The 14,843-nt window shown below is 30.0% G+C and carries 15 protein-coding genes; 6 read left to right on the forward strand and 9 right to left on the reverse strand.

What is annotated here, in order from left to right; all coding sequences use genetic code 11:
• Positions 1-181: 181 nt before the first annotated feature.
• The 5 genes from DG435_RS05120 to DG435_RS05140 all read right to left on the reverse strand — a co-directional run bounded on the left by DG435_RS05120 (position 182) and on the right by DG435_RS05140 (position 3,517).
• A complete protein-coding gene (locus tag DG435_RS05120) occupies positions 182-706 on the reverse strand; it encodes a hypothetical protein (RefSeq protein ID WP_106792953.1) in 525 nt (174 codons plus the stop codon).
• Positions 707-886: 180 nt separating this feature from the next.
• Positions 887-1,273, reverse strand: coding sequence for a hypothetical protein (locus tag DG435_RS05125; protein ID WP_106792954.1), 387 nt, complete (start codon positions 1,271-1,273; stop codon positions 887-889).
• A 200-nt stretch (positions 1,274-1,473) separates the two neighbouring features.
• The gene (locus DG435_RS05130) at positions 1,474-1,755 is read right to left on the reverse strand and encodes a hypothetical protein (protein ID WP_159025604.1); all 282 of its coding nucleotides are present in this window, start codon (positions 1,753-1,755) and stop codon (positions 1,474-1,476) included.
• A gap of 69 nt (positions 1,756-1,824) precedes the next feature.
• Positions 1,825-2,277 carry a GNAT family N-acetyltransferase gene (locus tag DG435_RS05135; protein WP_106792956.1) on the reverse strand — a complete coding sequence of 151 codons (453 nt, stop codon included), beginning with the start codon at positions 2,275-2,277 and terminating at the stop codon, positions 1,825-1,827.
• A gap of 1 nt (position 2,278) precedes the next feature.
• On the reverse strand, positions 2,279-3,517 hold the full coding sequence (locus tag DG435_RS05140; protein ID WP_159025605.1) for a hypothetical protein: 1,239 nt from the start codon (positions 3,515-3,517) through the stop codon (positions 2,279-2,281).
• Positions 3,518-3,796: 279 nt separating this feature from the next.
• On the opposite strand from DG435_RS05140, the gene DG435_RS05145 reads away from it, so the two are divergent.
• Both DG435_RS05145 and DG435_RS05150 read left to right on the forward strand, forming a co-directional pair.
• Positions 3,797-4,588, forward strand: coding sequence for a LytTR family DNA-binding domain-containing protein (locus DG435_RS05145; RefSeq protein WP_106792958.1), 792 nt, complete (start codon positions 3,797-3,799; stop codon positions 4,586-4,588).
• A 1-nt stretch (position 4,589) separates the two neighbouring features.
• On the forward strand, positions 4,590-5,666 hold the full coding sequence (locus DG435_RS05150) for a sensor histidine kinase (RefSeq protein ID WP_106792959.1): 1,077 nt from the start codon (positions 4,590-4,592) through the stop codon (positions 5,664-5,666).
• Between the two features lie 28 nt (positions 5,667-5,694).
• Here the strand turns inward: DG435_RS05150 and DG435_RS05155 are convergent, their stop codons facing one another.
• The gene (locus DG435_RS05155) at positions 5,695-6,369 is read right to left on the reverse strand and encodes an SGNH/GDSL hydrolase family protein (protein WP_106792960.1); all 675 of its coding nucleotides are present in this window, start codon (positions 6,367-6,369) and stop codon (positions 5,695-5,697) included.
• A gap of 545 nt (positions 6,370-6,914) precedes the next feature.
• On the opposite strand from DG435_RS05155, the gene DG435_RS05160 reads away from it, so the two are divergent.
• The 4 genes from DG435_RS05160 (at position 6,915) to DG435_RS05180 (ending at position 11,961) form a co-directional block, all read left to right on the forward strand.
• Complete coding sequence (locus DG435_RS05160; protein WP_106792961.1) at positions 6,915-7,811, forward strand: LysR family transcriptional regulator; 897 nt, start codon at positions 6,915-6,917, stop codon at positions 7,809-7,811.
• A gap of 79 nt (positions 7,812-7,890) precedes the next feature.
• Positions 7,891-8,838: a YeiH family protein gene (locus DG435_RS05165; protein ID WP_234387111.1), complete on the forward strand. Its 948-nt coding sequence runs from the start codon at positions 7,891-7,893 to the stop codon at positions 8,836-8,838.
• 544 nt (positions 8,839-9,382) lie between these two features.
• Positions 9,383-11,587: an ATP-binding protein gene (locus DG435_RS05175; RefSeq protein WP_106792963.1), complete on the forward strand. Its 2,205-nt coding sequence runs from the start codon at positions 9,383-9,385 to the stop codon at positions 11,585-11,587.
• Positions 11,584-11,961, forward strand: coding sequence for a response regulator (locus tag DG435_RS05180; RefSeq protein WP_199852702.1), 378 nt, complete (start codon positions 11,584-11,586; stop codon positions 11,959-11,961). Before DG435_RS05175 ends, DG435_RS05180 begins: the two co-directional genes overlap by 4 nt.
• Before the next feature lie 39 nt (positions 11,962-12,000).
• On the opposite strand, the gene DG435_RS05185 is transcribed toward DG435_RS05180, so the two are convergent.
• From DG435_RS05185 to DG435_RS05195, 3 genes are all read right to left on the reverse strand, one after another.
• On the reverse strand, positions 12,001-13,110 hold the full coding sequence (locus tag DG435_RS05185; protein ID WP_106792965.1) for a DEAD/DEAH box helicase: 1,110 nt from the start codon (positions 13,108-13,110) through the stop codon (positions 12,001-12,003).
• An 89-nt stretch (positions 13,111-13,199) separates the two neighbouring features.
• Positions 13,200-13,589 (reverse strand): hypothetical protein, encoded by a 390-nt coding sequence (locus tag DG435_RS05190; RefSeq protein WP_106792966.1) that lies wholly within the window; start codon positions 13,587-13,589, stop codon positions 13,200-13,202.
• A 211-nt stretch (positions 13,590-13,800) separates the two neighbouring features.
• Positions 13,801-14,691 carry a DUF72 domain-containing protein gene (locus tag DG435_RS05195; RefSeq protein ID WP_106792967.1) on the reverse strand — a complete coding sequence of 297 codons (891 nt, stop codon included), beginning with the start codon at positions 14,689-14,691 and terminating at the stop codon, positions 13,801-13,803.
• Positions 14,692-14,843 lie beyond the last annotated feature (152 nt).

Genomic DNA, 14,843 nt, shown 5'->3' on the forward strand with positions numbered 1-14,843 from the left:
AAAGCCCATAACATAATGTTATGGGCTTTTTTCATTTTTACACTTTTAAAAGAAACCATCCGAAATCAGGTCAAGATTTAATGTTGTATTTATTTAAGTATTCTTAATTCTTGTGTCGAAATAAAAGCAATAACTCAATGGGGTGAACACTACTAGAAGTAAAGGTAACATCCAAAAACTATCATTTTTTGGCTACATATGTTTCTAAAAATTTATGATACGCCTCTTCTTTTTTTAGCTTCTGTAAATCTTCTTTAGTTACTTTATATGCTCCCTTACTCTCTTGCTCTGAGGTAATGAATGTTCTGGTTTCTAATTCTATAGTTACTTTAGGCTCATAGCTTGCCAACTTTTTTAATTGAGCTACTATCTTTTCTTTTTGTGTATCACGCCCCGAACAAAGTGTTATAAATGAATAGTTTTTTAGGTACTCCTTATTTTTTTTGATGAAGGTTTTCATTGGATGCGCTATAATATAGTTCCAGATCGGAGCTATCAAAACGATATGTTGGTAGTCACTCCATAAGATATTCAGTTTATTGATCTTAGGAAAACGATTAAATAACATGTCCAACATAATCTTGAACATCCCTCGTTTTTTGGGTTCGGTGATCTGCAATAGATCGGCTTCCAGGTCTTTGGTTAGGTCTTTTGCCAGTAATTCATTATTTCCAGAAAAGGAAAAGTAAACGATAAGAGTTTTCATTACGGTACTATTTTGTATAAGAATTATTTAAAAAACAACTTAAATTTCGAGAACTATTTTTTTTGAACTGGACAGTAGTTAGTTATACATTTCCTCTAATGAAGCATTTTCATCCTTAACCAAGGATATATCTTTGGTTATGATTTCTTCAGGTATACATTGCCATAACTTTTTAAAAGATCAATATGGTACGATCTCATACCCTGCATTTAACAAGAGAATCCCTGTTAAAAACAATAGTACGTATAACACTTGTACCAATTTTATATTGATAAATTCTAACCACTTAGTGGTTCCTTTCGGAAAGATGAATAACACCAAACCTATACCTAATGAAATCCAACCTATGATAGTAATGATAAATTTCCAGCTTGGCTCCCATATATTATGAAAAAGGATATTGAGTAATCCTACTATAATTGCTACAAACGAGGTTATAATTACAAATTTTTGATCCTTCAGATCTTCAAAAATCTGTTTAATCCTATTAGGATTAAAACTCAATATGAAAAAAAATATAATTAAATACCAGCCCCAAAATTTTGCTAAAAATATAGATATGTCCATAATAAACTTTTTTATGACCAATATCCCAAATGTAAGGACTACGCTTCTTTTTTAATATGACCAATATCATAAGAACAATCTATAAAATTGAAATTTAATTTTTAAAATTCACTCATAAGCAAAACATTATACTATTTTTTTAAAGATCACAAAACCTGATAATTATCATAGTGAGGTAATCATAAAAGAGCCAAACTATCTCAAGAGTATTTTCTAATAAGCAAAGGATTAACTAAAGCGCTGTATCCCTTAATTTTTTTCCATAATAATAGTAGTATTACTGCAATTACACATATACATAGAAATAGCACACTTCCTTCTGGCCCAAAAACTCCACCAGTTATGGCATTGTTAGACACATCCACACTAATTATGGATACTTTTGTACTATTGCTGTTAACTGCAAAACCAAAAAAAACATCCTGAACAAGATTCCACGAAAAATGCATTCCGGTTGACATCCCTAATCGGCCAGATTTCAAGTTTTTATACAGAAAACAGGACATACTTGTAGTTCCTGGGAAGAGTAAAATATTATATTCAGATGTATACTAAATCCCTTTTCTCGATTTCATTTTATAAAGATGTAGGTTTTTTCCCCAATAATGCTCTTCAATATGGTATGTTTCTAATCCAAATTTGGCATAAAATTGATATGCATGTTGCGAAGTCCAAACCTCAATATTATGTATATCTTGATCTTTTCCTATTTCTTCAATACAATGTAAAATCATTTTTCTCCCTAAACCTTTACCTTTAAACTCTGGGTGAATAAAATCCCACGAAAGCCTTGCTGTATCTGGAGTACTTTTATGATATCCACCGCAACCAATTACCTCATTTTCATTCTTGGCAACAAAATATGTAGTACTATGCAATTTTAAATACTCTGTAAAGTCGTCCCACTCTTTTTCTACAAAATACTCAGGAACATTTAGAAAAAAAATGCTCTTGATTTCGGGCAACTGCTCTTCTGTATATCTAATAATTTGCTCTTCAAGCATTTTAAAAGGTCTTAAAAATTCTTATCCTTTGTGGCTCCCATTGTTCTATTAATGGAGTGTTCTTTTTATCATAAAAAGGCCATTGACTATTCGAAATATAAAGATATCCCATTTTTTTATAGAATTTACCATTAGTAGGCTCTCCTTTATGCGGTAATGCATTATCCAAAATTTCTACTTTAGTTATCTTATTAGAATCTATACTAAGCTTTATTACCTTTTTTGGGTTCGAATTATTTTGAATGGCTATTAATGTATTATCATCAATATAATTTAAACCATCTATTCCTTTTAATAAATACTCTTTGGATTCATACCACTTTCTATTTGAAAAATCAGTTAAACTCAATTTCATGATCCCTTTTATATAATCGGCTATAAACACATATTCATGCGTATCATCAAGAGTTATCCCTTGTAGGTTAAACGCTTCTTTAATTTCAAGAGAATTTTCGAGTATTCCTTTATTAGTATCTATTATAAATATTTTTGGTGATACAGAATTAGTCGCATAGATTTTATTGTTTTTAGCTAAAACCATACTCCCAATAACAGCTTCTTCTGGTATTTCTATTTTCGTGATTACACTTCCATTCTTGGCATCTATCTTATAAATAAATGACTTATTATTTTGCTCTTTGTCATATTTACTATAGTTAGGAAACATAGATGATGACACCCAAATAGAGTTCTTATCTGCTCCCTTTATAATTGCAAAAGCAGAACCTGCTACAGATAGAAGTTCTTCGGATTTTTTAGTTTTCAGGTTATATTTAATAACAAACCCATTTCTCACATCGGTTAGGTAAGCAATATCATCTATCATCACTACATCTTCGATATGATATTTACCTGGTACTTCGAAAAAAACAGAGCTTGATTCTTTTTGAGTTGAAAAAAAGGAAGCTTTTTCCTTTAAATCATTTTTAAACTTCTTCTCTTCTAAAAGGTGTTTAAAATCTTCATCCTCAAATTTTAGTTTGGCATTCCAACTCAATAAAGTACTCAAAAGCTCAAAAGACTGCTTATTCTTACTATTAAGAGCATAGGAAGCTGCTAAATTAAATAATATTGTAGGCTGCGAAGGATGCAACTCTAGGGCTTCTAAATTAAGCTTTTCGAATGCTTCATAATTTTTATTTTTATAAGCTTCTACACTCTTCTTGTAGAGTTCATTTAGGCTTTGCGCATAGCCAGTTATTGTCGAAAAAATTATGATTACTAATATTTTAAGTCTCATGGTCTCTAAACTTTTTGTAAAAAACATCTTCTAATATTTCTTGAAGTTATTTTTTGATAATTTATAGATCAAATATGAGGAATTACTACGTAAAGAATTAGATGAAAATATCATGAAATCGTTTGTAAATATCATTTTTTTGACAATTTTATAAACGTTTCGTTTACTTACAGTCCGTTTTATACTTCGGTCTCTATAAAAAATGATTTGATACTATGAATTAAAAGTTTAAATTATGAACGGCTTAAAAAAGCAATATACTTACCAAGATCAATTATTATGAAAATACTTATTGTTGATGATGAGGCTTTGGCTAGAAAAAGGATTTTAAAATTAATTATTGAAGCGGAAGTAACCAATTCTATTTTTGAAGCGTCATCTGGTAAGGAAGCAATACAATCTATTCGTGAGTTAGAGCCTGATCTTGTTTTCTTAGATATACAAATGACAGATATGACTGGTTTTGATGTGCTAAAAAAGGTACATACAGAATGTACTCCTACTATTATTTTTGTGACTGCTTTTGATAGCTTTGCAGTAAAAGCATTTGAAGTACAAGCTATTGATTTCTTATTAAAGCCTTTTAAAAAAGATCGCTTTTTTGAAGCTTTACACAGAGGAATCAATCGTATTAAATTGAATGAAAAAGAAATTTTTAGTTCAAAAATGAGTAGCTTGATTCAATTTCTAAAAAATGAAGAAACAAGTATCTTAGAAGAGCGCAATACATACTTAGAGCGAATTGTTTTAAAACTTGGTAAGAAGTATTATTTTGTTGAGACTAGCGATGTAAAATACATCATTTCATCTGCATATTATGCCGAAATCTTTACGTATTCGGATCAAAAACATGTGTATCGTATCTCTATGAGTGATTTTATTAAAAAACTAGATCCAAAAGAATTTATTCGTGTAAACAGATCAACTATCCTAAGATTAAAAGAAATTAAAGAGGTTATCGGAGAAGGCATGGGAGATTATAGCATTACCATGAATGATGGAAAGTCATTCTCTTTAACAAAAACATATAAAGCCTCTTTTCTAAAGAAAATTGATATTAAGAATTCTTAAAATGCTAGACAAAAAACTTTTTAGATTTATAGTTCTCTTTTATATTTTGGCATGCCTTTTTGCTCTTATCATTGCACTCTTTCAAAAAATAAGTGGAGTTTCATTTAAAACATTTTCCTGGATTGGGCTCATCATGAATTATTTGTTCAATTATGGCACCAAGTTCATATTTATTATAGCATCAATCATATTTACGAGAGTCTATATTATGAACAAATTCTCTCTACCCATTAGTATCATTATTCATACTTTAATTTCTGTTTTATTATCACTATACAGTTCGATTCTGCTATTAGGATATGAAAAATACATCCTGGGATATACCGATGTTATCGATATTAAAGTAATCTTATCGAGACTAGCCTATAGTTCGAATTTTAACTTTTTTGTCTATTTTACATTAATCACCATTCTTTATGCCTATTACTATTTTCAAAAACAAAAAGATCAGGAGATAAAAGAATCTAATTTAAAAGCACAACTACTGGATTCAAAAATTAAAGTCTTACAATCACAACTTCAACCACATTTTCTATTTAACGCTTTAAACGATATTTCTTCCTTAATGGATATTGATATTGAAAAATCGCAAGATGCAATAGCAGATTTAAGTGAAATGCTAAGAAAAACACTTAGTATTAAAGATGTAAAATATATTACTTTGAAAGAAGAGTTATCAATTTTAAACAAATATTTAGGCATCGAAAAATTGCGGTTTGGTGATAAGCTAAATTTTGATATTGATACGACCAACTCCTTATTGTCTGAAAAAATCCCACCACTTATTTTACAACCTATTGTAGAAAACTCGATAAAACATGGTTTTTCGTATACCCATGATACTATCACTATCGGCATAAAAATATTTATTCACCATGATGAAATCGTTTTCGAGATAACTAATAATGGCCTACAATTACAACAAGAGAAGATTGTTTTTGGTAATGGTATCAGTAATGTTTTAGAACGAATAGATACCCTGTATCAAGGTAATTATTCATTTGACATAAGAAATAATGGAGATTCAGGAGTAATCAATATCATAAAAATACCAAGGATTTCTGAAGAAAACGCTTAACCAAATTCCATATAGTATATCTAAGCAACTAGTTAGCGAATAAAGAAGCAACTATTACTCTAGCAGCAACTTGACTACCAGATAAGGAAGGATGAAATTGATCAGGACTGTAATATGAAAAGTCGTTAGTTTTATCAAAATGTTGTTTCCAAATTTTCCCTACCGGGCACAGTATTGCATTATTCTTGATAGCAGCATCGGTATAGTTTTTAATAACACCTTCAAAAGTATGATAATATATCCTTGATGGCCATACCATGAAATAGGCCAGTTTGGCTCCATTTGCATTACAGAAATCACTATACTCTTTCCCTGAGTTAAGAAGCATTTCTCTTCCATCAGCCTGGGAAGAAGGGCCTTGCTGTATAATCACAAAATCATATTTCTTTGTTTTAATCAGGCGTTGAACCTCTCTATCTGCCCAATGATCTATGATAGCATAATTAGGCTTAGCCAACATTGTAGTGGTAACAATTATCCCTTTATTTTTCGCTTCTTCTCTTACCAATTTGGGTAAATCATTATAATAAGTCAAACTATTACCTACAAACAAGAGGCTATATTTTTCATTCGATATATCACGTTCATCACCTTGCTGGTCAAAACTTTCGATTTCTGATTCTTGAGTAACATGAGTTGATGAACAAGATATGCACACTATAAATAATCCAATAAATATTACGACCGCTCTGTTAATCATCATTTTTATTATGCTATATTTATTAATTAAACCTACCTCCTTATTTTATACTAATAAGTACATAAGTTTACGTAAATATTTCTATCCCTGAGATAAATGATATTGATAAACCATTTTTTGCTAACAATACACTAAAAGTTGATATCTATTATATCAAAATTTCAATATTTTAATCAACTACTAATGGGTTATAACATAACATAATACCCCATAACAAATTACAATAGCCTATTTACATAAGAGATCTATACATTTGAACTTTAACTTAAAACTGCATTCTAAGAAACAAAATTGTAGTAATTTTAAATGTTCTTTAAGCACTTCTTTTTTAAGAAACAATTCTCATCCATTGTCAGGAATGTATCATATTAAAATTATGAAGTTATTTTTCACTACTTTAAAGGCAAATTGGCATACCTGGTAGGGAATACATAAGGTAAAACGTTATAATTAATACTATCAATAAAGAGGTTTTAATCTATTGAAATCAAAATTTACTTTTTCAATACATCTTTTTACTGAAAGAAAAACCGCTTAAGTATAGTCTAATGATCTACAGATTAAAAGTTTTCAAAAAAGTTGCAGATTTTCTAAGCTTTACCAAAGCTGCCAAAATACTTTTTATTACCCAGCCTGCGATAACAAAACATATCAACGAATTAGAAAAACATTTTGGTAAAGCGTTATTTAACAGACATGGCAACAAAATAAGTTTAACTTCTGAAGGAAAATTATTATTACAATACACCAATAAAATACTGAGCCTATATAATCAATTAGAAGATGATTTTTTGGCTTTGAACAGTAAATTTCCCGATAAGATCACTATTGGAGCAAGTACTACGATTTCTCAGTACATTTTACCTAAAATATTATCAAAATTTAAAGCAAAATACAGCACTACCAACATTACTCTTCTCAATAATAATTCTGAACATATAGAAGCATCAATTATTAATAAACAAGTAGATATTGGTTTTACCGAAGGAAATACTTCTAATCCATTATTACACTATGAAACATTTGTTTTAGATGAAATTGTTTTGGTAACCAGTGCCGATAACATTTCATTAAAAAAACAAGAAATCACTTTAGAAGAGCTCAAAAAATTACCATTAATACTAAGAGAGAAAGGTTCTGGTACCAGAAACGTGATAAAAGACACTTTAGGAAATTCTGGAGTAGATATTAAACAATTATCTATAGAGATGACTCTGGGAAGCACAGAAAGTATCAAAACCTATTTAATGCACTCAGGTTCATACTCTTTTCTATCTATTCATTGCATTACAGATGAACTAATGAATAATAAATTAAAAATTATTGACATTACTTCTTTTACTATCAAGCGTGTTTTTCATATGGTGAATTTACATGGAGAATACTCCAATACAGTAGAAAAAACAAAACATTTCTTTGCTGCCCACTATAACCAAATGGAATAAAGGATTACAAATTGTTATAAAACTTATTCTGTAAAAATATTCAAATTTGCATCTGCAATACAATATTAACAAGACGTAGATGAATATTTTGATGAAAGAAAAAGCTACTCAATTTACCGGGATAATTATATTTTCTCTAATTATTATAGCATGTTTATGTTCGATTATAAATAGCTCTGCAGCATTATTATTAGGTTTTTTATATGCCAATTTATTCGGAAATCGATTTCTTGCATTTAACAACAAGGTCATCAGTTTTTTACTGAAACTTGCCATTATCGGAATTGGTTTTAATCTCGATATTCAGGAAACATGGGGTATTGGACAAAATGGTTTCATATATACTATGATTTTTGTAGCTTTTGCTTTATGCATTGGGATTTTATTAGGAAAAACCTTTAAAGTCGAACAAAAAACAGCTCATCTAATTTCATCAGGAACAGCTATCTGTGGCGGAAGTGCAATTGCTGCAATTGCATCTACAATTAACGCTCCAAAAGAAGATATTTCTATTGCCTTAAGTATAGTTTTTATTCTTAATGCTATAGCATTATTAGTTTTCCCTACTCTAGGACACATATTTAATTTATCTGAATATCAATTTGGTCTATGGAGTGCGATTGCTATCCATGATACCAGTTCTGTAGTTGGTGCTGCACAAATTTACGGAGAAGAAGCTTTAAAAATAGCTACAGTCATTAAGTTGGTTAAGACGTTATGGATTATTCCCGTAGCTATTTTTTCTTCTTTGTTATTTAAAGGCGAATTCAATTCAAAAAGAATACCATGGTTTATAGCAATTTTTGCTTTGGTAATTATCCTAAATAGCTATTGGTCTATCTCTAGTACAATTACAAATTCGGTATATACGATTTCAAAATCAATATTCGTAGTTGTTCTTTTCCTGATAGGAACGAATTTATCTATTTCTAAAATAAAAGCGGTTGGGTGGAAACCTGCAGTTCTAGGAATATCAACATGGTTTATTATATCAACAATCTCATTAATTATAATACTCAATTTATAGTTTAATTCTATATATAATGATCCTAAAAACAAATCATAAAACAATCAGAGAATACTTAGGTATAGTACATCATATTTTTACTAACCCCCTTTTACGTTCCCCTTTCCAGATGTATTAGGGCTTCATTATATACAGCTGGGAAGGTATAGTAATAGCACCTAAATCCGTCTAAAAATAAGTCGGTTGTTTTACGGTTAGGTAGTATTTACTATTTTATGGTAAGCCCTCTAAAGTTAGATTTAGAGGGCTTTTCTTTATTTTATTACAAAGTTTAATATTCTGATTTGATTTTTTAAGATCAAGGTTCCAATACTTTTGTTTTATATACTTCAGAATATCGATATTATCCATATGAGTTATAGAAACATTAATATTCACATTATCAGAAATATCTGTAACCATTCTTGTATTTCATTGAGAAAACACTATGAGCAAAGTTTGAGCTCTCTAAACTATGATAAATGGAAAATTATTTTTTTGAAGTCAATTCAAAACAGAGAATTACAAATCATTTTGTAACTTTAAATAGAATTAACCAGTACGTATGTCTTTAACTTTAGAAAAATTTGGAATCTCATCAGAAAAAACATTACTATTTCTTTTTATTCTAAAAAAAAATGGAGAAATAATTTCTTTCAATAATCGATGTGAACTATTATTTCCTCTGGATAAAAATAAAATCGAAGGAAAGCTCATTACCGATTTTATAATTGATAATGATGTATCTGTGTTTTTAAATTCGGTATCTGGTTTATCTGATGACAACCCACTCATCAATATATCTTTAAACTTCCCTACCGAAAAACAAGGAGTTGTCTCAATAAAATTTGATTTCAAACTACATAATAATTTGATTTATGCAACAGGAATAGATACTACAGAAGAATACAAAGAACATAGAGCGCTATTAACTATTTCAAAGCTTGCCAAAACAGGTGCCTGGTATTTTAATCCCAAGAACAATGAAATGTACTGGTCTGATGGTTGTTACTTAATAAACGAACTAAGTTCCTGTACTCCTATAACAAGGGAAAAAGAAATTAGCTTTTACCCAAAAGATGCCAGAGTAAGAATAAAAAGTTTTCTTGATAACCTTATCAAAGACAAAGAAACTTATGAGTATACAGAAAAAATTAGTACTGAAAAAGGAAATGAAAAGTGGGTTAAAGTTGTAGGACAACCTGTTATTTATAAAGATGAGGTTGTATATGTAAACGGAACTATTACAGATGTTACAGATCGGTACAATTATATTGAAAAGCTAAAGTATAGCGAAGAAACCAAGCATCTGGCTTTAAAAGGAATACAATCTGGATTGTTTGATTATCATGTTAAAAGGAATGAAGTTTTTTATAGCTCGGATTTTAAAAAAATGTTGGGATTACCTCTGGATCAGGATTTTGTAGCAGAAGAAGAGTTTAGAAAAATGATACACCCAGATGATGTAGAAAAAATGCTTACTAGGCGATATGATAACTTTAATCAAGATGATAATTACTATTATAATTACTATCGACTTAAGCATATTAATGAAGGGTATCGACATTATGAAGTGTACGGTTTCAAAAGAAAAAATTCAAAAGGAGAAACAACCCGAATGATTGGTAATTTGATCGATGTTCATCAAAAAAAAATCAATGAAAAAACTATTGTAGAAAGTAAAAATCGATTACAGGCAATCGTTAATAACGGATTTGCATATACAATTTTGTTAGATACCAAAGGAACAATTCTAATGACTGATGAGAAATCTGTGAAAATTATAAATAGAGACTTTAATGTAAATCCAAACGAAGTGTCTTGCCGTTTTATAGATGTTATGCCTCTTAATTTCAAAAATTCCTTTGCTCATGAATTTAATGAAGCTCTAAAAGGAAATATTGTAAAAAAAGAAATAGAACGTATTACTCACAAAGGTGATTTACAATGGCTTGAAGCCAAATACACTCCTGTTTTTGATCAAGGAAAAACAGTAAACTCTGTTCTTGTTAGTTTTTTGGACATCACAGAACGAAAATTAGCAGAAATCGCAATTAAAGAATCACATATTAAGGAACAAGAGCTAAATAGCCTTAAATCAAATATATTATCCAATTTTAGTCATGAAATAAGAACTCCACTAAATGGCATAATGACTGTGACTAAGCTATTACTAGACGAGGAAAAACCTGACGAAAGAGAAAAACTCCTGGAATATTTGGAAGAAAGTAAAAACAGACTTCTGGATACAATCAACAACTTATCTAATTTTAGCGAAATAGAAGCTATAAAAAAGAACATAAACGTACAAAAATTAGACATTAACTATACTATAGAAACTTCGCATAGAGAATATAAACATATGGCCGAAGCAAAGGAATTAACCTATCAATTAGAACTTGATAAGACCAGTCCACAAGTTAGGATAGATAAAGATTTATTTAGAGCTGCAATAAACAATATTATCCATAACGCCATTAAATACACTAACAAAGGAAGTATAATTATTAAAGTTAATTCTAAAAATTCAAAAAATAATGTTTATATTTCAATAACTGATACTGGTATTGGAATAGACAACGAGAATCTTAAGAAAATTTTTGATCCTTTCATGCAAGAAAGTATTGGTATGAGTCGTAAATATGAAGGAACTGGTATTGGCCTAAGCTTATCTAAGCGATATATTGAAATCCTGGATGGGAAAATAGAAGTAAAAAGTGAAATAGGTAAAGGTACCGAGTTTAATATTATAATTCCAAAATGCCTATGAATGTTCTCTACGTAGAAGATAATAAGATAAACGCAATGGTAATGGATAAAATGTTATCCAGAAACGATTCTAATGTTATCATTGCAGAAAATGGTTCACAAGCACTTAAAGTTGTGAAGGAAGAAATGCTTGATCTTATCCTGGTTGATATTAACCTGGGACTTAATCAAATGGATGGCTGTGAATTACTTCAAAGATTCCGTAAGCTGGATATTCTTAAAAACATCCCTGTTTTTGCGGTAACTGCTTATGCTATGCCAGGAGACGAGCAACGTTTTATTAATATCGGGTTTGATAATTATTTCTCTAAACCCGTAAATTTTGATCAACTTTTATCGGTTATATCAAAAATAGGTACATCACAACCTACATAATTACAGAAATAGCTATAAGAATCAAAAACTATATTTTGATTATCTAATCTGGTTAAATCGTATTCCTAGTTGTTTTTCGAGTTCTCTTATAACCTGTACTTCTGATTTGGTTATTAAAGCCAAAGATAGACCTGTTTTTCCTGCTCTAGCGGTTCTACCACTTCTATGCGTATAATATTCTATTTGATCTGGTAATTGAAAATGTGCAACAAAAGCCAAATTAGCAACATCAATACCTCTAGCGGCAACATCTGTGGACACCAGTAATTGTAAAGTTTTTTTTCTAAAAGCTCTCATTACTTTATCCCTATCTTTTTGTGTCATTTCTCCTTCTAGAAGACCCACTTCATAATTTTTAGCTTTCAGTTGTTTATGAAGTGTACGGGCAGCAGCTTTAGTTCTTGTAAAAATAATTCCCCTACCCTCTTTTTGTGTTTTCAGAAAATACGTAAGCGTATCTAATTTGTTAACCTCATCACCTACTACAAATTGATGATCTATACCTTTATTAACCGCTTCATCTTTATCAATACTTATTTGTACTGCGCTTTTACTAACATAAGAATTTATAATTTCGTTTAGAGAAGATGGCATCGTTGCAGAAAAAAGCCAAACATTTCTATTTCCTTTGGTTTTGGATAAAATTGTGGTAAGATCTTTCTTAAATCCCATACTTAACATTTCATCCGCTTCGTCCATGACCAATGTTTTGATCTCAGATATATCAACCGCTTTCCTATTAATTAAATCTATAAGTCTTCCGGGTGTTGCTACAATGATATGTGTAGGTCTTTTTAATCTCGAAAGTTGTCTTTCAATTTTTTCACCACCATATACCGATTCGGTAAAAATCTTATCCGTATACTTTGTGAACTTAAAAAGTTGTTTTGCTATCTGTTGGCCCAATTCGCGAGTAGGAGCTAAAACCAAGGCCTGTACATGTTTTTTAGAAGGATTAATCTGGGATAATAACGGAATTCCAAAAGCTGCAGTTTTTCCTGTTCCAGTTTGAGCTTTCCCAATAAAATCGGTTCGCTGACTCATTAAAACAGGAATTGCCTGTTCTTGAATCTTTGTAGGAACTGTAATTCCCATTTCTTTAAGGCCTTTATTAAGATCTTTGGGTACTCCTAACTCTAAAAACGTCATACATATCTGATTTAAGTTGCAAAAGTAATTGAATATCTATTCATAATTCAACTTAATCAGAAAATAACCAGCATAATTATTAAATCCTATTAACAAGCAATACTCATGAAATAGTCAAAGAGTTGCTTTTTCATACTTAATCCCTTTTTATGAAAATGAGATTTATTCATACAAAAACCGCCAGAGCAGTTAAAATCAGATCCTTCATCAGAGAATAAGATATCCAACAAAACTACTTCATTGGCATGATCATGCTCTAAATGGTGATGTTCGGTTTCAACGACATTAAAATCGTAAGAAAAAACCTTCTTTTTAAGAAACGTTTGATTTTGGATCAAGATAGGATGATCAGAAAGAAAAGAAAATATATTTTCCTGTTCGTGATTAGAATGATTGATGTTAGCACTAGATTGAGAATTAGCTAGATTAGCAATTAACAAAAAAACCAGTATAAGAGGATAGCGTAAAAGTTTATTCATACAATTGATATTTTAGGGACCATGAGGTAATCGTACTCGAATTTAAAGCAATAATATTAAGTAATTTCCTACAACATTATTTTTAAATTCATCGGCAAACTACACATATATTCGCTAAAAAGCAATAAAAATTAAACTTTTAACATTTATAAAAGAAGGTAATACCATCAAATCATATGTAAAGCCTATCAAATAGCTCTACATCTCTATACTAAAACAATTTGAGGTCGTCTGATAAATGGTTAGGCAAGCCTAATTGGGTTCCTATATGCGTATTCAATTCTTTAATGAAATACTTAGAAAGTAAAGGTGATTCTACTTCCAGATTTTGATGCACAAAAAAGTGTATCTGGTTAATTCCTTGATCTTTCCAGGTAGAAAGTCTCTTTATCCAATCATCTAGCCTTGTATAATCCGTTTCATGATTTGCTCCAACATATCTTACAAAAGCTTCATCATTGGTTAAACGCATATGCAGTAAATCTCTTCTACCTGCTGTGTCTGTAATGATATTCGATATATTGTTACTTTCAAGAAGACTATATAACTCATCGGCTACCACTAAATCATTAAACCAATCTGTATGCCTAAATTCTACCGCCAGACGTATTTCTTTAGGCCACTTTTCTATAAATCGAATAACTCTATCAAAATTTTTAGGAGCAAAATTACCATGCATCTGTAAAAATATAGTTCCTAACTTTTCTTTTAAGTGAATTACATTGTATAAGTATTCATCAACATAAGGCTGTACATCTTCATTTAATCTTTTTAGATGAGAAATATTCTGTACTAGTTTTGGAAAAAACTTGAACCCTTCTGGAGTTTTATCGTACCATTTTTTGAATTGATCTTCAGGAAAAATCCTATAAAATGTAGCATTCAATTCGATACTATTAAACTGCCTCGAATAATACTCTAATTCATCTTTGGTTCCTCTGGGATAAAACCCTTTTAAATCTTGTCTATTCCATTTGGCACAGCCAACATAAGTCGATAAACTTTCTTTAGCTGTAGTATTTAAAATTCTTACCGTATCCTTATGATCTTTTGGTAAACTAAAATCTACCATATCAGGATGTTCTACTTTGCCAAATTTCATGCACCTGGTTTTTTATGTTTATTTGATGAAAATTAATTAAAAAATTAAGACTGTGGGTAATTACTTCGCCCTTATTACTACAAAAAAATTAAAAAAAGTGTAACAAAAATATAACTCGATTGACTAATTATTACAACAACATCATAAAAATC

Origin of the sequence: Aquimarina sp. Aq78, assembly GCF_900299525.1 — a bacterium.
Lineage (GTDB): Bacteria > Bacteroidota > Bacteroidia > Flavobacteriales > Flavobacteriaceae > Aquimarina.

What these genes read in the sequence shown, in the direction of transcription:
- DG435_RS05165 (WP_234387111.1), top strand. Translation starts at nt 7,891, where the DNA reads ATGAATATTTTGATGAAAGAAAAAGCTACTCAATTTACCGGGATAATT.
- DG435_RS05145 (WP_106792958.1), top strand. Translation starts at nt 3,797, where the DNA reads ATGAAAATACTTATTGTTGATGATGAGGCTTTGGCTAGAAAAAGGATT.
- DG435_RS05125 (WP_106792954.1), bottom strand. Translation starts at nt 1,273, where the DNA reads ATGGACATATCTATATTTTTAGCAAAATTTTGGGGCTGGTATTTAATT.
- DG435_RS05195 (WP_106792967.1), bottom strand. Translation starts at nt 14,691, where the DNA reads ATGAAATTTGGCAAAGTAGAACATCCTGATATGGTAGATTTTAGTTTA.
- DG435_RS05155 (WP_106792960.1), bottom strand. Translation starts at nt 6,369, where the DNA reads ATGATGATTAACAGAGCGGTCGTAATATTTATTGGATTATTTATAGTG.
- DG435_RS05160 (WP_106792961.1), top strand. Translation starts at nt 6,915, where the DNA reads ATGATCTACAGATTAAAAGTTTTCAAAAAAGTTGCAGATTTTCTAAGC.
- DG435_RS05180 (WP_199852702.1), top strand. Translation starts at nt 11,584, where the DNA reads ATGAATGTTCTCTACGTAGAAGATAATAAGATAAACGCAATGGTAATG.
- DG435_RS05190 (WP_106792966.1), bottom strand. Translation starts at nt 13,589, where the DNA reads ATGAATAAACTTTTACGCTATCCTCTTATACTGGTTTTTTTGTTAATT.
- DG435_RS05140 (WP_159025605.1), bottom strand. Translation starts at nt 3,517, where the DNA reads ATGAGACTTAAAATATTAGTAATCATAATTTTTTCGACAATAACTGGC.
- DG435_RS05135 (WP_106792956.1), bottom strand. Translation starts at nt 2,277, where the DNA reads ATGCTTGAAGAGCAAATTATTAGATATACAGAAGAGCAGTTGCCCGAA.
- DG435_RS05175 (WP_106792963.1), top strand. Translation starts at nt 9,383, where the DNA reads ATGTCTTTAACTTTAGAAAAATTTGGAATCTCATCAGAAAAAACATTA.
- DG435_RS05150 (WP_106792959.1), top strand. Translation starts at nt 4,590, where the DNA reads ATGCTAGACAAAAAACTTTTTAGATTTATAGTTCTCTTTTATATTTTG.
- DG435_RS05185 (WP_106792965.1), bottom strand. Translation starts at nt 13,110, where the DNA reads ATGACGTTTTTAGAGTTAGGAGTACCCAAAGATCTTAATAAAGGCCTT.
- DG435_RS05120 (WP_106792953.1), bottom strand. Translation starts at nt 706, where the DNA reads ATGAAAACTCTTATCGTTTACTTTTCCTTTTCTGGAAATAATGAATTA.